A 17,647-nucleotide genomic window follows, 5' to 3' on the forward strand; every position below is an offset into this window, starting at 1 on the left:
AAGTCAAGGAGGTCAGGTATTATTTTAGATCAAACATGGTTGGCACAGTTACCCGTTCACGATATTCAACAAGTAACACCAGTGGGCGGCGGTGATATTAATGATGCGTATCATTTGCAGACTAGAGACGCAGATTACTTTTTGCTAGTGCAGCCTGGTCAACCTCAATCCTTTTATAATCATGAGATCGATGGATTAAATTTATTGGGCGCGGTGGTCAATGTGCCCCACGTGATTGCCAGTGGTCAGATTGAAAGCGATGCTTATCTTTTGATTGACTATATTCCTAGTGGGCAAGGTGACCAAGCTCAATTAGGCCAGATGGTTGCCCATTTGCATCAAACGATAAGTCCTAATGCCCGTTTTGGCTACAAAACAAGTTTTTACTCGGGAAACTTTGAGGTCCGTAATGATTGGTCTGATAATTGGTGCGACTTTTTCCTACAGACGCGTTTACAACCGTTGGCTCAAAATTTACAGCAAAAAGGGTTATTTCTACCAGAATGGCAAGTTGAATTTCAGCACGTCGTGGTTAAATTTCAAAAATTAATGCAACAGCATCAGTCTAAGCCAGCTTTGTTGCATGGCGATTTGTGGGCAGGTAATTATCTATTTGCCGATGATGGAACGCCGTATTTGATTGATCCATCAGTTTGGTATGGGGACCGTGAATTTGATCTAGCACTAACAACGGTTTTTGGAGGGTATAATGAGAGATTCTATGAAGGGTATCAGCAAGTTTATCCCTTAGCAAGCGGTTGGCAAGCACGCATTGAATTTTATCGGTTGTATTATTTGATGTTGCATACTTATTTGTTTGGCGCTGATTATCAACCTAGTGTTAGCGCAATTTTACAACAGTATTAGGCAGATTAAATCGTGATTAGATATGATAGACTAATTATCATTGTATTATTGGTTTACATGCCGTACGTATATGTTATGCTGACATTAGCAAAAAAAAAAGGAAGATATTTATGAAGCGGGTTTTGTTCGTTTGTTTAGGTAATATCTGTCGTTCGCCTATGGCAGAAATGATGTTCAAGCAATTGATCAGACAACGTCATCTGGAAAAACAGATCAGTGTGGATTCTGTGGCAACTTCACGTTATGAAGCGGGCAATCCAATTCATTTAGGTGCACGTAAGGAATTAAAGCAACATCAGATTCCCTGTGAAGCACATCAGGCACGTAAAATTACGTCACGTGATTTTGATGAAGCCGATTTGATCATTGGTATGGATTATCAGAACATCAGCACTTTGAAACGTCTGGCGCCCAATACGGTGGATACAAAAAAAATTCACCTAGCAGCTGATGTCTTGCCAGATGATGCGTCATTTGAAATTGCTGATCCTTGGTATACTAATAATTTTGATCAGACTTATACTGATTTGGCGCGTTTATTGCCTAAATGGTTAGATAAGATCGAAACACGGCTGCCACATGGCGATTTGGCACTAGAGTTTTAGGGGTAGAGCTACAGTATATTTGGGGTTGCTGAAACTATCACTTCGTTGGGTGGTCAACGTCGTGATGGTTTTTTTGTTGCCATTCTTTGCGAAGAATACCATATTTCACACTATTCCAATAGCGGTTTTGCCAGAAGCGGACTTGACGAATCTCCGCTTCTTTTTTTAAGCCTAAACTTTCGGCCAGATGAATCATGCGTAGATTGCCTGACCAGGTCGTTAATCCAATATGTGGTAGTGCGATTTGATCAAAAACCTTGGTAAGCCACTGTCTTAATGCTTGCTTGCCAATACCTTGATGCCATTGACTGGGTGCATAAATAACGATGCCTACCTCCAGCCAGCGTTGTAAGCTGCCATCGACATAATGTGCCGAGACTTCACCGACAATTTGGTCGTCAACGCTGATCACTTGACAAAAAGGGTCATGTAAATAACGCTGACTTGTATAAGTCAGAAACTCATTTTTGCTAGGTAAGTGGTCGTGAAAATAAGGGCCATTCCATTGCGTCCATTCAGCTTTAGGATCACTAAAAGCTAATTGCCAGAAGTCTTGCAGTTCACTTGATTTTAGTTGTCGAATTTTAATTTGCATGGCACATACCTCATTTAATCTAAGTTTACGCTTAAGCTTCTACGGCTGAAGGGCGGATCACAATTTCAGCACCATCACGGGTGATCAAGCCAAACACATGTTGCTCTGGATTTTCAGCTAACGTACCAAAATCAATCGCTGGTAAGCCATCGATTTCAGTCAGACCTTGATAACGATTTAAAATAAATTTTTTTAGAATATCTGCTTGATGCGTGAATTCAGTGACTTTAGATGCTGCGGCTTGTAAAGTGTAGCCTTCGTCTAAAAAGTGTTTGATAGAGGTAATGGCAATGACAGTTTTAAAATTGTAAGTTCGTGTTTCGCCTTCTTTTTTTGCTAAGGGTTTAATATAACCGCGCTTTTCCCAATAGCGGAGTTGACGTGTGGAAATGTCGGTCATTCTAGCAATTTCGCCAATACCGAAAATCAAACGGTCAGTGCTTAAGAAAGAAAATTGATGTTTACCATTTAACATACGCACAGAACCTTTCCGAAATTTACTACTGTAATTATAAGTTATTTAACGTCCATGTCAAATTTGTTTATTTATATGTCAACTTGATTGACAATGTTTTCTGAAAGTATTATATTAGTCAGCAGACTTTTAATAAGTAAAGAGGGCATATAAATGGCAAATTCACAAGTAACTGATGTTAATGGCAAGCCTTATAACCGCATGCTGCTATTAATGACGGTCATTGTTGGTACGTTTACAACGGTGCTGACGCAAACACTATTGGCAACAGCCTATCCAACTTTGATGAAGGCTTTTGATATTTCAACATCTACGGTTCAGTGGCTGACAACTGGATTTTTGCTGGTCAATGGGATCATGATTCCAATCAGTGCATTCTTGATCAATCGGTTTAATTCAAAGTATCTTTATATTTCAGCGATGACAATTTTCTTCATTGGCACGGTCATCTGTTATATTGCACCTAGTTTTGCCATTTTATTGACAGGACGTTTGATCGAAGCGATGGGTGTTGGGTTATCTATGCCTTTAATGCAGACCGTATCACTTTCGATTTTTCCACCAGAGCGGCGGGGTGCAGCCATGGGTATGGCCGGCTTAGCCATTGGTTTGGCGCCAGCGATTGGCCCAACTTTATCTGGGTGGGTCATTGATAATTATAGCTGGCGGACTTTATTCGGCATGATTCTACCGATTGCCGGATTAGTTATCTTTGCCGCATTTTTCTTCATGAAAAAAGTATTAGAAACATCAAAACCAACACTAGATGTTTTATCGGCTTTACTATCCACAGTCGGCTTTGGCAGCTTACTATATGGCTTCTCAGAAGTTGGTGATAAAGGTTGGGGCAGTGCCATCGTCATTTCCACCTTGATCATCGGGGTCATTTTTATTGTGCTGTTTGGCTGGCGCCAACTCCGTTTGGAACATCCATTTTTGGAATTGCGGGTCTTTACGAATGGGACATTTACAATTTCCGCAATTTTGAGTTCCGTGGTAAATATGGCCATGGTCGGTGCCGAAATGGTATTGCCCCTATACATGCAGACGGTTCGTGGTGATACGGCGTTACAATCTGGATTGACATTATTACCTGGAGCGTTGATGATCGGTATCATGAGTCCAATTACGGGACAACTATTTGACCGCTTAGGCGCTAAACGTTTAGCTATGACCGGGTTAACACTTTTGACATTAGGGACGATTCCTTTCGTATTCTTAACAGAAAACACCCCAATGATCGAAGTAACGATCCTTTATGCCGTTCGGATGTTTGGGATTTCAATGGTTATGATGCCAGTGACAACTGCTGGTATGAATGCCTTATCTTATGACTTGATCAGTCACGGTACTGCTGTCAATAATACGGTGCGCCAGGTCGCTAGTTCGGTGGGGACCGCTATTTTGATTTCAGTATTGTCCAATGTGACCAACAATCAAATGCCTACAAAACATGTTCTGAAAACCACACCATTACTTTACAAAGACCAGGCTATGGCTTCTGTTTTGAGTGGTTATCATGCTGCCTTTGCCGTAGCTGCTTTATTCTGTGTGGTCGGCTTGGCCATCAGTTTCTTCTTGAAAGAGAAACGCAATCATCAGGAGGTGGCTAAATAATGATTATCTTCCTATTAATACTAAGCGTCATTTTATTCGCAATCTTCATGATTGGTTTTAAACCCGGTATCTTAAAATCAGTTTTAGTGGCTTTATCATTAGTTCTGATGTTGGGGGCTATCACTATGTTTGTCGCTAATGATCAATTCCATTGGGGCATGAAAGAAACCACCGAAGTCGTGGATAAGCCCTTGACTGCCGCGGCCAATATCAATGGCACCAATACAATATTGTATAAACCTCTGGGGAATGGTCACGAAAAGATCTTTATCTATAAAACAAATGCGCAGCAAAAGAAAGTGACCACGACATCAGCGGATGTTAAGGTAACTAATAAACTCGTGCGTAGTGCCCAGATCCAGCACCCCGTGTTAACACAAACCACTTATCGGTATACGTATAAAAATAGTGGCTACCGGTTGCTCTTTGCGGGAACCAGCAGTAATAACCGTTACAAGAAACGGACCAATACATTTAAAGTGCCGCAAACCTGGGTTGTTTTGAGCACGAACCAAACCGCAAAATTGCAAAAACAAGCAAAAAATCAGAAAAAAGTGATGGCCGCAAAAATGAAGCAGGTCATCCAACAGCAAGTGCAGCAAGCTCGGCAGCAAAATCCTAACATGACAGCACAAGAGCAAAAGGTGCTTGTCCAAAAGATCGAAGCCCAGGCTAAAGCACAAGCAGCACAACAAGTTAAAACACAATTAGAACAAATGAGTCTAAAGTAAGTTAAAATATATATATAGAAAAACACCATTATTAAAAATGATTAGTAATGGTGTTTTTTTGTTTTGACAAATAAATCTATGAATGTTAAGTTGTTATTCAATGAATATTTAGATAATAGTTCCAGCAACCATCTTCTATTATTATATTTAAAATATTTAAATATCTATAAGGTGGTATTTTTTTGAAAAAGCATTTTGTATTAAAAGTTTTATTAGCCTCAACTGAAGGAGTTATGTGGGTGATTGGTTAGGAAATTTAATTTTATGATAAAAACTAGTAAGCAGGATCAATATTTGGCAGTTTTGTTGAGTATTGTCGTTAGCCTGATTGCATTTGAATCTCAAAATGTTGGTTTGTTCATTGTTGTTGCTGTTTTTGGCCTTATATGGCTCATTAGTGAGGTTTATTTTTACGCCAAATTAGGCTATATGATTTTACGTTATGGTCGTGAGGGTCAACCAGATCCACCAGCTGATTTTGAAAGTCGAATGCATTTGCCCATGGCATGGTTTGTACCAATGGCGATAGGCCTACTATTATTAAGTGCTTTTTTATTTCAAAATTGGTGGCTTGTTTTGTTAGCTTTTGGCCTAGCCCTATTATTATTTTATCGGTATCGATGGCGTTACCTTTCTGAAAACAGTTAATTTATAAAATTCGATAACATATAAATGCTGATACGTCTATTGGGATAGGCGTATTTTTTGTGCGTGAAACATAGTAGATAGCCGATTATAAGATTGGGCGCATTTTAATTGGTATTGACTAGTATATTAATTAAGACTTATCGTTTGGATTATTCATATTTCTTTAGACCGACTAATGGGGTGGGGATTAATGCCTAGATAAAAGTTAAGTGTTTGTGTTAAATGGTCACGTTTTTGCTAGTAACACAGGCTGGCCTACGCTTAGTTTAAGGGCAATCCCTATATTTTTTTGTAAACGCTTACTTTTAACTTATTTTATGATAAGCTTTAGTTGAATTTTGATCCTACTCACTGAGCAATTGATTCAAATGGAGGTGGCGTTTATGGAGGAGCGAATTATTCAAGCAATTGAAGCCATTGTTGGTGCGGAAAATATACAAACAGAGGCGACCGATCTTTATACTTATGGTTATGATGCCAGTCCGGAGTTTCATCATGAGCCCGATCTAGTAGTAGCGCCAGCAAGCAAAGATGAAATTATTCAAATTTTAAGTGTGTGCCGTGATAATAGGGTACCTATCGTTGCTCGGGGAAGCGGCTCTAATTTAAGCGGTGGCACAGTGCCGATTGCTGGGGGCATTGTTTTACTTTTCACTCGGATGAATCGAATTTTAGAATTCGATCAGCAAAATTTAACATTAACGGTTGAGCCTGGCGTGATCACGCAAGAAATTAATCAATATATCGCAGATAGTGGCTTATTTTTCCCACCAGATCCTGGTTCTATGCAGATTTCGACTATTGGCGGTAATATCAGTGAAAATTCGGGGGGCTTACGTGCTTTAAAATATGGGGTTACCAAAGATTATGTTTTGGGGTTAGAAGTCGTGATGGCGAATGGTGATGTTATCGAAACCGGCGGTAAACTAACTAAAGATGTGGCTGGATTAAATTTGACGCAGTTAATGATTGGCTCTGAGGGAACTTTGGGCATTATTACCAAGGCTATCTTGAAATTAATGCCTAAGCCAGAGGCAAATAAGACCATGATTGCGACCTATCGAACGATGACGGCGGCGGCCCAATCGGTCAGTGACATCATTGCGGCTAAAATCACCCCGGCTACGATGGAATTTTTAGATCAAGTGACGATTAAGGCAGTAGAGGATTTTGCCCATGTGGGTTTGCCGACAGATGCGGCTGCGATGCTATTGATTCAACAAGATGGGCATCCGCGTGAGATCGATGCCGATATTGAAACAATGGCCGCAATTTGTCGTGATGGTGCCGCCATTGATGTGCAAGTCGCCAGGGATGAAGCCCACGGCGCACAATTGATGGCGGCGCGCCGGACAGCGCTTTCGGCATTAGCTCGTGTCAAACCAACAACGGTTTTGGAAGATGCCACGGTACCGCGCTCAGAGATTGCGGCCTTGGTCAATTTTATTAATGAAACCGCCCAAAAATATCAACTATACATCGGTACCTTTGGGCATGCGGGTGATGGCAATATGCATCCGACGTGTTTGACGGATCTACGTGACGAAGCGGAAATGAAACGGGTCCACCAAGCGTTTGCTGAAATCTATCAAAAGACGATCGAATTGGGCGGCACCGTTACCGGTGAACATGGGGTCGGTTTAGCTAAATTACCCTATTTACCTTGGAAATTAGGTGCTGGTGGCATGCGTGCCGATCGCGCCATCAAAGCAGCATTAGATCCAGATAATATTTTAAATCCACAAAAGCTTTATTAAACCTAGGGAGGGTTTACTATGACAGTGCGTCAGCCTAAAACTGAGATCCAACAAGCATTTGATGCGCGCATGGATCGAGATAAATTATTGCAGTGTATGCGTTGTGGTTTTTGTCTGCCAACTTGTCCCACGTATATTACATCTGGTTTTAAAGAGTCCCATTCACCTCGGGGGCGGATTGCCTTAATGAAGGCAGTAGCTGACGGTGAAAAAGAACCTGATGAAGATTTCTATCGTAGTATCGAGCTATGTTTGGATTGTCGGTCTTGTGAGGCGGTTTGCCCTTCTGGCGTGGCATATGGTGAATTGATCGAAACTGCCAAGCAAATTTTGATTGATCATCATAAACAATCGATCAAAGAAAAAGTCATTCGCGCTATGACGGTACGCGGCTTGTTTCCCCATCCGGGTCGCTTGAACTTTGTCGCCGATTTTGTCTCATTTTATCAAAGCAGCGGTTTACAGAAATTGACCCACGCCATGCGGATCATGAATTTGTTTCCAGCCAGTTTGAAAGCAATGGAGGCTGTGGTTCCAGATGTTCATACCTACAAGCAGCCGGTTGATGCTGCCAAATATCAAGCGGATCTACCACCAAAGAAATATAAAGTTGCTTTCTTTGAAGGTTGTTTAATGGGTTCCATGTTTAAGCGAACCAATAGCACGTCAAAAATTTTATTAGAACTGGTCGGCTGTGAAGTGGTTTCACCAAAACAGCAGATTTGTTGTGGTGCTTTATCTGATCATAGTGGTGAAAAGGCAATGGCTCGTGATTTGGCTCGTCAAAACATTGCGGCTTTTGAGAATTTAGATGTTGATTTCATCGTTAACAACGCAGGCGGATGTGAAGCCGAATTGATTGAATATCCGCGCTTGCTAGCTGATGATCCTGACTGGTTACCGCGGGCGCAAGCTTTTGCAGCCAAAGTCAAAGACGTCACGCAGATTTTAGCACTGGTAGGCTTAGACCAATTTCATTTGGCATTACCAGAAATGACCGTCACTTTCCAAGATTCCTGCCACCAACAAAATGTGATGAAAGTTGCAGCAGAGCCACGCCAATTATTACGGGCTATCAAGGGTGTTCATTTGGTGGAAATGGAAGCACGGGTGAGCTGCTGTGGTTCTGGAGGTATCTATAATATGGTTGAGCCAGACGCATCCGGTCATATTTTGGAACGGAAAATGGCTAAGGTCGCTGCTATTCCAAAAGTACAGCGCATCATTACAGCCAATCCTGGCTGTTTTATGCAAATGCGTTTAGGTGTCGAACGTGCTGGTTTGGCGGGTCAAGTTCAAGTACAATCTATGACTGATTTCTTATTAGATGCGGTAAATTATACCCGTTACCATCATTAAACCATTTTTATTTTTCTAAAAAGATACTCATATTTTTGGCATCAGTGCGGTAATCCTGTTATGATAGTCCCAGAAAATAAGTAAGGGATAAGGACAATCATGAGGCGAAAAGTATTTTGGGTGATTTTGGCAGTAATTGTGCTGACGTTAGGTGCTTATTTGGGGTACCACAGTCAGGATGAACGTAATTATGCAAGGCAGACACAGTTGGAACGCTTGAATCATCGGGCGGTCTACCAGCATGAAGTGGCATTAGCACAGCTACGTGCGCGGCAAGATCAAGCCAAGGCACGGGCTGAAGCTGATCCAACTCATGGCTGGCAAAAAGTAAACGGCCCCGTACAATTACCAATTTTAATGTATCATAGTATTTCAACGGGTAATTCTTTGCGGATGCCACCAGAACAATTACGTCAGCAAATGACATGGTTAAAGCAAGAGGGTTATGATACACTTACGCCAGAAGAAGCTTATTTGGTATTAACGACCAATAAAAAACCAGCCGATAAAATCGTCTGGATCACTTTTGATGATGGTTATCGTGATAATTTGATTCAAGGACTGCCGATTTTTAAGGCACTGCACATCCATGCCACAATCAACGATGTGACAGGCTATCAAATGTTGGGGGATTCTTTGAGTATCAATGACTTGAAAACATTAAAGGCTAATGGCATTAGCATTGAGAGTCATACTGTTTCACATAAAGAATTGCCAACTTTAGCACCGAATGTGCAGCAGCAAGAATTGACTAATTCTAAACAGGAACTAGATCACGTATTACATCAGCGCACGATGGCTATTGCTTATCCAGTTGGCCGGACAACACCAGAAACACCGGCGATGGCCCAACAAGCGGGCTATCAATTAGGTGTGACAACTAAAGAAGGTTTAGCTCAAGCGAGCCAAGGGTTACTGACACTAGATCGGGTACGCATCAATCCGGGCGTTACCCGGGATCAATATTTAAACTTGTTGCGGACCGGTTTTTAATGTAGCGTTTTTGACAAATAAATCATATCTTTTAATTCATGGCCACCCTCAATAATGGGATGGTCATAATTTTGTTTAAAGAAGTTTTTGATGCGATGACTATATTGGTAGCCGAGTTTTTGATAGAAAGGCAAGGTCAAGGGGCTTTCACCTGTTCCCAGGGTTAAAGTTTGGTAGCCTTGATTTTTAGCATAGTTTTCCACTGCCTGCATCAGTTGGCGGCCAAACCCCTGGTGCTGTTTTGCCGGAACAATGGCAATGTTTTTAAGTTCTAATGTTTTTTCTGACTGGGGTACAGCCAGAGCAACGCCAAGCAAACGTTGCTCGTCAAAGAGGGCAAATAATGGGCCTTGATTTAAGTATCTTTGGACCATCTCAGCCTGTTCATCACCAATTAATAAGATATCCATAAAGTCAGCTTGATCTTGGAAAAATATTTTAATTTTCATGAGGGCTCCTAGTATTAATTTTTTGATAAAAATTTGGTTTTTGCGTAAGATAGGTGTGTGTGCAAGAGGAGGGAAGCTTTGTGTCGAAACGAACCTTACAGATAGGTGTTCTTAATGTCATGCATGATAAGGCGGCAACGAAGTTTGACTTGACGCAGGCTTTATCGCATTTTGAGATACCCGTTCAATTGCACTTTTATTATCCCACATTACACTATCGCGGTCGATCTGTGCCAAATGATGTCAAACAATTATTACAGCCACTAGATCTTAAGGCGGTGGCGCGCTTGGATGCCTTCATTATTACTGGTGCACCGTTGGAAACAATCGATTTTGCGGCTATCACTTATATTCAGGAAATTCGTGAGCTTTTGCAGGTCTTGCAGCAGCTGCCTAACCGGTTATATTTATGTTGGGGCGGCATGGTGGCGTTACATGAATTATATGGGATTCACAAACACAATTTGCCCCATAAGCTGTTTGGCGTTTATCCCCATCATATTGTGACACCCAGTCCGTTATTGGCAGGGTTGCAGGAAGGCTTTTTAGCACCGCATGCGCGCTATGCCGAGATGTCTCCAAGTGAGATTGAGCAACAGCCCCAACTTAAACTACGAGCTGTTTCTAAGCAAGGACAGCTGTTATTGGTTGAAAATCATGATGCCAGTGAGGTTTTTGAGTTTGCGCATCTGGAATACGGGCAAAAAGGGCTATTAGCAGAATATCAACGCGAGACCGCTGCTCATCCAGAGCGTACTTATCGCAAACCGGTTCATTATTTTAAAGATCCAGATCATTTAAGCGGGCCACAATTTCTATGGCGGGATACGCAACGACACTTTTTTTACAATTGGCTGAAATTAGTGCAGGGAAATGTTGGTAGATAACTGTCAGAACGTTTGATAATTGGAGGTTTTAAGTATGGTCAAAGCTGCAAATAATATTACTGAATTGATTGGCAACACACCGTTAGTCAAGCTAAATCAGGTGGTGCCAGCAGAGAGTGCTGATGTCTATGTTAAATTGGAATTCTTTAATCCTGGTGGTTCCGTCAAAGATCGAATCGCGGCGGCCATGATCATGAAGGCAGAACAGACGGGCAACTTAAAAGCGGGTCAAACGATTATTGAGCCAACGTCAGGTAATACGGGTATTGGCTTAGCAATGGTAGCAGCCGCAAAAGGCTATCATTTGATTATCACAATGCCAGAGACAATGAGTATTGAACGCCGTAAGTTGATGCAGGGCTATGGGGCTGAATTAATTTTGACACCAGGGGCTGATGGTATGCCTGGCGCAATCAAAAAAGCTGAAACATTGGCACAAGAACATGGCTACTTCATGCCGATGCAGTTTGACAATCCTGCTAATCCAGATATTCATGAGCAAACAACGGGTCCAGAAATTATCGCCGCTTTTGAAGGTAAAACGCCGGATGCTTTCGTCGCTGGCGTGGGTACTGGTGGAACTTTGACAGGCGTCGGCAAGGCTTTACGCAAAGTCAATCCTAATGTTAAGATCTATGCATTGGAAGCAGCCGAATCGCCCATGCTAAAAGAAGGTCACGGTGGTAAACATAAGATCCAAGGTATTAGTGCGGGCTTTATTCCTAAAGTTCTAGATACCCAGCTTTATGATGATATTGTAGAAGTGACTAGTGAGCAAGCACTTGAAATGGCCCGGAAAGTAAGTCATGAAGAAGGCTTTTTGCCAGGCATCTCTGCTGGTGCTAATATTTTTGGTGCCGTTGAATTGGCTAAAAAATTAGGCGCTGGAAAATCAGTTGTTACCATAGCACCAGATAATGGCGAACGCTATTTGTCCACGGACTTGTTTAACTTTTAGAGCATACATTTAAACCAAAACTGTTCGTAATTAATAGGTGGTGAGAGTGAGACAAAAGGCGCTCAGCACCTGAGCACTAACAAGAATTGCGAAAAATGGTGGGCTTGCCATTTGAGCCATTCGTGGTTAGGTGAGGGTGTTGCCTTTTGGCACACGTTTAAAAATTTAATTGTTCGTAAACACATAGTGGCTGAAAACAAAACGTTAATTTTGTCCCAGCCACGTCACCTTTTTTGAGGACTGATAATATCATGTTCATTCAATCAGGTTCAGAGTAGTGCTGGTAGCTATCATATAATGAATAGGCGAGGTGATAATATGGGTGAAGCCATGGAAAGAGTATTTCAGAAATCAGAAAATATTGATCAAGGAATTCGTAAAGGGCTCATTTTCAATTGGATCAATTTTGTGATTTTAGTCTGTTCGATCGTTATTGCCTGCGTGGGGTTGAATTTAAATTCAACGCCAGCAATTATCGGAGCTATGCTGATTTCTCCGTTAATGGATCCTATTTTAGGTATGGGCTATGGCATTGGCAGCCAAGATTTGAGGTTGACAGCTAAAGCAGTCAAACTTTTTGTCTTAGAAGTTGTTACTGCCCTAGGTGCTTCAATGCTGTATTTTTGGATCTCACCGTTAAACGATGCTGGTCAACAAATTATCAGCCGTAGTAATCCAACAGTCTGGGATATTATGATAGCCATCTTTGGTGGGTTAGCCGGTATCATCGCCAAGGCCAAAAAAGACTCTAATAATATCATTGTTGGTGTTGCTATCGCTACGGCGTTGATGCCGCCACTATGTACAGTTTCATTTGGGTTAGTCTATCAAGATTGGAAAATTGCCATTGGCGCCGGTTATTTATTCTTATTGAATGTATTTTTCATTATGTTCGTGACAATTCTAGCTACGGCGCTTTTTAGTTTATCTCATCGCGATCAAAAAGCGATGTCGCTCAAAAAAAGATTGATTCTATTGGCGATCGCCATGATCATTTCAGTACCAAGTATTTATTCAGGTGCAAGTCTCGTTCAAAAATCATTGAATGAACAGCATTTAAATAGTTTTATTAACGTAGAGTTATCTGACTATGTGGTAACCGATCAAACAATTGATTCGGCAAACCAACAAATTGAGTTAACTGTGATCGGCCCTTATTTGAATTCTAAAAAAATCGATCAATTGGAACATGAATTAAAAAAATTCCAATTAGGCGAACAAAAACTCAAACTGACTCAATTTCAAAGTGATAAATTTGTGACAGCACAGCAAATGAAACAATATGTCAAAGACAATCAGTCGAAATTAAGCGACCAATATGGCACCGTTGTCCAACGAGGTGTCGATTCAGCTTCTAAATTACAAGAATTATTAGATTCAAAATATCCCGATATGATTGATTCAGTTTCCAGGGATCAACAAAATTTAGTTGTGACAGTCAAGCCTCAGACATCTACTGAAGTTAAGCGTCAAATAAAAACGTACACGGAAACGATTATTAGTAAGAAAATGACAGCACAGGTGGCAACGAAACCATAGCAGTACGCTGTGCTAGTTATAAATAAATTTGCAAAACATATTGTGAAACCCCTCCCAAAATGGTTATAATAATTGTTGTGACAGATAATAATTACTATTAATTTATTTAAAGGGGGATTTTTTTATGGAGAAACCTGTTGAAACATTAGAGGGATGGTATTGCATGCATTTATTGTGGTCAATTGAGACCTCAAAGTGGCGGCAACTACCAGCAGATACAAAGCAGGCCAGGGTCCAACAGTTTCAAAAGCTACTGCAGCAATATTCAGATCAGGAAGCTCAGGGACAGGGCAGTCATTATTTATTTAATGTTTCTGGACATAAGGGCGATTTGGGCTTGATGATTTTAAGAGAAACATTAGATGAATTGAATGAAATTGAACTTGAGTTAGCAAAATTGCCATTATTTGATTGTCTCAAACGGGGGCGTTCTTACGTATCTGTCACCGAAGTAGGTACCTACACCGGCAAGCCTAAGTCAGAAAAGGGCTGGGCTTATGTTAATAAACATTTAAAACCAGAATTACCACAGAAACCTTATATTTGCTTTTATCCGATGTCTAAGTTACGTGTTCCGGGGGCTAACTGGTATACCTTAACTTATGAACAGCGGCAACAATATATGCATGACCATGGCGTTGTTGGTAGAACCTATGCTGGTAAAATTTGGCAATATATTACTGGATCTATTGGGTTAGATGATTATGAATGGGGGGTAACTTTGTTTGCTGATACACCATTGATGTTCAAAAAAATTATTGCCGAGATGCGCTATTATGAGGCTAGTTCCGTTTATGGTGAATTTCCTTATTTTGTCATTGGCACGCATTTAGACTTTGAACAATTGGATCATTTCTTTTTATCAGGTTGGGAGGCATGATTTAGTGTGATCAATACAATGGGGAAAATTCGAACGCACTTTTGGATTTATGCAATTGCCGTTTTTATTTCTCAATTAGATGGCGGTACGGTTTCAACACTATTGCCCTCAATTACCAAGGCTTTTGATTTGAGTTCCATCACCGCTTCTTGGATCGCAGGTATTTATACATTAGGGTTGGTGGTCGGGACACCGATTGCATCAAACTTATCCGATATTCATGGGGCAAAAAAAGTATTCCTGGGTGAGCTCATTATTTGGTTTATTGGGACGTTGCTAACTGCTTCTGCACCAATATATCCTGTATTGTTGCTCGGACGTTTCATTCAGGCTTTGGGGGATTGTGGCATTATCGTTTTATCGATCAATATTATGTTACATAGTTCAAATCATCAACGCCAAGGTCGACGTGTGTCCGTTGTTGGCATCGTATCTGGCTTATCTTCAATTTTTGGACCCATTTTCGTGGGTCTGACGCTCGCTATGACCGAAAATTGGCGGACATTTTATTACAGTCTGTTACCGTTCATCGCAATTTTATTTTTACTAGTCTGGTATATTTTGGATAATGAGACTCAAACTAATACTTGGCGAACTGACTTCTTTGGTCTATCTACGTTTACCGTGTTTATGACTTGCATTATGTTAATACTGACTTTTGCCCAGCGCTTCAATCTTTATAGCTATGCAATTTACGCTTTAGTTTTTATAGGCTTGATTAGTTTGGGGTTATTCCTACGTGCTGAACATCATGTCAAAGCTGACCAACTGCCATTTTTACCGATTCAATTATTGAAAAAGTCAGCTTATAGTTTAACACTTTTGCTTGGTCTATTAGGCGGCACTTTGTTTTCTGTTTTTATTTACATTCCAACCTATATCCATACGGTTTTTCAATTACCAATGCGTCTTTCTGGAATGACTTTAGTTATTACCGGATTGGGTAGTGTGATTGGCTCGTGGATCGGCGGTTTATTAGTGGATAAACTAGGTAATAAAAAGACACTGATCGTTGCGGCAAGTATTATCGGATTGTCGGGCTTATTACTTGCGCTTAACTTAGAAAACTTGGGATTCTTTGCTGCCGTTTCATTTTTCTTGGGTATCGGGTTAGGTAGCTTTATGTCGGCACCACTGCAAGTTATCGCTGGTAGAATGGCTGGTCAAGGCAATCATATGCAAGCGATTGGTGGTCTATCTACGACCAAAAAAATTGGTGCGACGATCGCACCTTTGATTTATGCTTCAGTGATTCAACTTAATTTTAATCATGGTCAGACAGGGGCCAAGATGTATCAAGGTATTTTCATTTTATTAGTTGTCATTGCGGTACTAAGTATCCTGATCACAAGTCTTATTCCATTCAAGAAAGAAGAAAAAATATGAATCATAAAAAGGCAATTTTATTGATGGCTTATGGGACACCTTATGACTTAACAGATATTATGGCGTACTATACGAATATTCGGCATAACCATCAACCAACCCCAGAGCTTTATAATGACTTGGTTGCACGCTACAAAGCGATCGGTGGCACATCGCCGTTAGCAAAAATTACTCAAGCTCAGGCTGATGCATTGCAGAAAAAGTTGAACAAGACGTTTCCTGATCAGTACGAGGTTTTTGTTGGCTTGAAATATATTCACCCATTCATCAAAGATGCCGTCGATCAAATCGCAAGTCAAGGCATCCAAACCATCTATGGCATACCACTTGCGCCACATTATTCGACTTTTTCGACAGAAGATTACCATAATCGTGCGAAAGCAGCTCTAGCAGCCTATGATGGCATCAAATATATTCCAGCTAAGAGTTGGTGGGAAAATGATGATTTGATCCATTTTTGGAGTGATCAACTGACTGACTTAGCATCACTGACCGAACAAGAAACCACGCAAGTTATCTTTAGTGCACACAGTTTGCCACTAAAAATTATTGAAACTGGGGATCCTTATAAAGCACAAATTGAAGCAAATATTCATGCGATTGCTGCTGCGGCTGACTTAAAGGCAAATCAATATACGATTGCCTGGCAAAGTGCCGGCCGAACTGGCGACCAGTGGATCGGGCCGGACTTCGTCGAGGTTGCCAAAGATTTGATTCAAAATAAAGGTTTTAAACATATTGTTTCTGCTTCGATCGGTTTTATTAGTGATAATCTTGAGATTCGTTATGACGTAGACATCGAATTGAAAGCTGCGATTGAAAATAGTGGGGGGACGTTAACACGACTACGGATGCCAAATGCTGATGAGCCCTTGATCAATGCGCTAGAATCCGAAGTTGAACGATTGTACACGATGGAATCTTAAATGCTAACTAAAAAACCGTCATTCTCAGATGTTTGATATACCTGAGAATGACGATTTTTTGATTTATTAAATATAATGGGGGCGGGACAAAATCAACGTTTTGTCTACGGCCCTGATTGTTTCAAGGACGCTTGTATCTTAAACGTGTTCCAAAAGGCAACGCCCTCACTCAACGACGAATGGCTCAAACGGAAAGTCCACCATTTTTCGTAATTCTTGATGATGCTTGGGCGCTGGGCACCTTTTGTCTCACTCTAATATAATTCAAATTAGCCGATCACTTGAACTGTAGCTGAAGTCACACCATAACTTGGAATAGCGCTATTTGGCATTGCGACATCCAACTGTTGTGGGTTGCTATAAGCAAAAGTACCAGTATCGTTTACCACTCGGTCTAAGACCGTCCCGTCTGCAAGGGTGATACGTAAATGAGTCCCTCTAGGGAAAACAGATAGGTTCGCAGCAACACCACCGTAGCCCATGTTTGAGCCTAAGACAGCTGGATCATAAAATGAAATTTTATAAGTTCCAGCATTTGAAGCACTTGTGTTCGCAGTATTTGTTGCTTGCGCTGCTGTGCTTTGAGGGGCCTGTTCAACGGTAGTGGATTGTGCTTGGACTGCTTGAGCAGCGCCGGTTACATGAACTAATTCACCTGGGTAAATTAAGTCAAAACCGCCAACTTCACGGTTGTTCAATTGTTCCAATGCGGAAACTTGCATGCCGTATTTACCGGCGATGCTCATGTAAGTGTCACCAGCCTCGACCGTTACTGTGCCGTTGCCATTGTCGACTGCAGCTTCTGCTTGGTTTGCACCTAATGCTGTCAATGCAATTGTACCGGCGAATAGTAAACCTACTAGTGCTTGTTTTTTCATGAATATAAAACTCCTTCTTCTCTTGAGTTGCTAACGACAGTAACTCAATCGACAAACGCGTTCGTCAAAGTTACGAGCTATAGAATAACTGGTTAAT

The 17,647-nt window shown here is 41.1% G+C and carries 18 protein-coding genes; 14 read left to right on the forward strand and 4 right to left on the reverse strand.

All coding sequences use genetic code 11. The features are described from left to right. Positions 1–39 precede the first annotated feature (39 nt). Both ACNAN0_RS04490 and ACNAN0_RS04495 read left to right on the forward strand, forming a co-directional pair. Entirely contained in the window at positions 40–867 is an 828-nt protein-coding gene (locus ACNAN0_RS04490) for a fructosamine kinase family protein (RefSeq protein ID WP_230913965.1), read from the forward strand. A gap of 110 nt (positions 868–977) precedes the next feature. Next, on the forward strand, positions 978–1,472 hold the full coding sequence (locus ACNAN0_RS04495; RefSeq protein WP_230913964.1) for a low molecular weight protein-tyrosine-phosphatase: 495 nt from the start codon (positions 978–980) through the stop codon (positions 1,470–1,472). A gap of 37 nt (positions 1,473–1,509) precedes the next feature. Here the strand turns inward: ACNAN0_RS04495 and ACNAN0_RS04500 are convergent, their stop codons facing one another. Further along, positions 1,510–2,067, reverse strand: coding sequence for a GNAT family N-acetyltransferase (locus tag ACNAN0_RS04500; protein WP_230913963.1), 558 nt, complete (start codon positions 2,065–2,067; stop codon positions 1,510–1,512). A 31-nt stretch (positions 2,068–2,098) separates the two neighbouring features. Then, positions 2,099–2,542, reverse strand: a complete 444-nt coding sequence (locus tag ACNAN0_RS04505) for a MerR family transcriptional regulator (RefSeq protein WP_230913962.1) — start codon at positions 2,540–2,542, stop codon at positions 2,099–2,101. Between the two features lie 153 nt (positions 2,543–2,695). On the opposite strand from ACNAN0_RS04505, the gene ACNAN0_RS04510 reads away from it, so the two are divergent. The 6 genes from ACNAN0_RS04510 (at position 2,696) to ACNAN0_RS04535 (ending at position 9,647) form a co-directional block, all read left to right on the forward strand. Then, on the forward strand, positions 2,696–4,159 hold the full coding sequence (locus ACNAN0_RS04510) for an MDR family MFS transporter (RefSeq protein WP_230913961.1): 1,464 nt from the start codon (positions 2,696–2,698) through the stop codon (positions 4,157–4,159). Further along, on the forward strand, positions 4,159–4,890 hold the full coding sequence (locus ACNAN0_RS04515; RefSeq protein WP_230913960.1) for a DUF4811 domain-containing protein: 732 nt from the start codon (positions 4,159–4,161) through the stop codon (positions 4,888–4,890). The genes ACNAN0_RS04510 and ACNAN0_RS04515 overlap by 1 nt, the downstream gene beginning before the upstream one ends. A 264-nt stretch (positions 4,891–5,154) precedes the next feature. After that, positions 5,155–5,538 carry a hypothetical protein gene (locus ACNAN0_RS04520; protein ID WP_230913959.1) on the forward strand — a complete coding sequence of 128 codons (384 nt, stop codon included), beginning with the start codon at positions 5,155–5,157 and terminating at the stop codon, positions 5,536–5,538. A gap of 383 nt (positions 5,539–5,921) precedes the next feature. Next, complete coding sequence (locus ACNAN0_RS04525; RefSeq protein WP_230913958.1) at positions 5,922–7,295, forward strand: FAD-linked oxidase C-terminal domain-containing protein; 1,374 nt, start codon at positions 5,922–5,924, stop codon at positions 7,293–7,295. Between the two features lie 18 nt (positions 7,296–7,313). Then, positions 7,314–8,654 (forward strand): (Fe-S)-binding protein, encoded by a 1,341-nt coding sequence (locus ACNAN0_RS04530; protein ID WP_416353990.1) that lies wholly within the window; start codon positions 7,314–7,316, stop codon positions 8,652–8,654. 99 nt (positions 8,655–8,753) lie between these two features. Beyond that, positions 8,754–9,647, forward strand: coding sequence for a polysaccharide deacetylase family protein (locus ACNAN0_RS04535; RefSeq protein ID WP_230913956.1), 894 nt, complete (start codon positions 8,754–8,756; stop codon positions 9,645–9,647). Here ACNAN0_RS04535 and ACNAN0_RS04540 read toward each other — a convergent pair. Further along, positions 9,644–10,096 carry a GNAT family N-acetyltransferase gene (locus tag ACNAN0_RS04540; protein ID WP_230913955.1) on the reverse strand — a complete coding sequence of 151 codons (453 nt, stop codon included), beginning with the start codon at positions 10,094–10,096 and terminating at the stop codon, positions 9,644–9,646. The two genes, ACNAN0_RS04535 and ACNAN0_RS04540, sit on opposite strands and share 4 nt — an antisense overlap. Positions 10,097–10,176: 80 nt before the next feature. Between ACNAN0_RS04540 and ACNAN0_RS04545 the strand changes: the two genes are divergently transcribed. The 6 genes from ACNAN0_RS04545 (at position 10,177) to hemH (ending at position 16,672) form a co-directional block, all read left to right on the forward strand. Next, positions 10,177–10,983: a homoserine O-acetyltransferase/O-succinyltransferase family protein gene (locus ACNAN0_RS04545; RefSeq protein WP_230913954.1), complete on the forward strand. Its 807-nt coding sequence runs from the start codon at positions 10,177–10,179 to the stop codon at positions 10,981–10,983. Between the two features lie 34 nt (positions 10,984–11,017). Further along, positions 11,018–11,941: a cysteine synthase A gene (cysK, locus tag ACNAN0_RS04550; protein WP_230913953.1), complete on the forward strand. Its 924-nt coding sequence runs from the start codon at positions 11,018–11,020 to the stop codon at positions 11,939–11,941. A gap of 297 nt (positions 11,942–12,238) precedes the next feature. After that, entirely contained in the window at positions 12,239–13,480 is a 1,242-nt protein-coding gene (locus tag ACNAN0_RS04555) for a DUF389 domain-containing protein (RefSeq protein WP_230913952.1), read from the forward strand. 124 nt (positions 13,481–13,604) lie between these two features. Then, positions 13,605–14,360, forward strand: coding sequence for a hydrogen peroxide-dependent heme synthase (gene hemQ / locus ACNAN0_RS04560; RefSeq protein ID WP_230913951.1), 756 nt, complete (start codon positions 13,605–13,607; stop codon positions 14,358–14,360). Between the two features lie 6 nt (positions 14,361–14,366). Then, complete coding sequence (locus tag ACNAN0_RS04565; RefSeq protein ID WP_230913950.1) at positions 14,367–15,746, forward strand: MFS transporter; 1,380 nt, start codon at positions 14,367–14,369, stop codon at positions 15,744–15,746. Further along, complete coding sequence (gene hemH, locus ACNAN0_RS04570) at positions 15,743–16,672, forward strand: ferrochelatase (protein WP_230913949.1); 930 nt, start codon at positions 15,743–15,745, stop codon at positions 16,670–16,672. Before ACNAN0_RS04565 ends, hemH begins: the two co-directional genes overlap by 4 nt. 269 nt (positions 16,673–16,941) lie before the next feature. Here hemH and ACNAN0_RS04575 read toward each other — a convergent pair whose 3' ends face one another. Next, positions 16,942–17,550 (reverse strand): LysM peptidoglycan-binding domain-containing protein, encoded by a 609-nt coding sequence (locus tag ACNAN0_RS04575; RefSeq protein ID WP_416353991.1) that lies wholly within the window; start codon positions 17,548–17,550, stop codon positions 16,942–16,944. Between the last annotated feature and the right edge of the window lie 97 nt (positions 17,551–17,647).

The sequence above is a fragment of the Agrilactobacillus fermenti genome (assembly GCF_047943045.1).
Classification (GTDB): Bacteria; Bacillota; Bacilli; order Lactobacillales; family Lactobacillaceae; genus Agrilactobacillus; species Agrilactobacillus fermenti.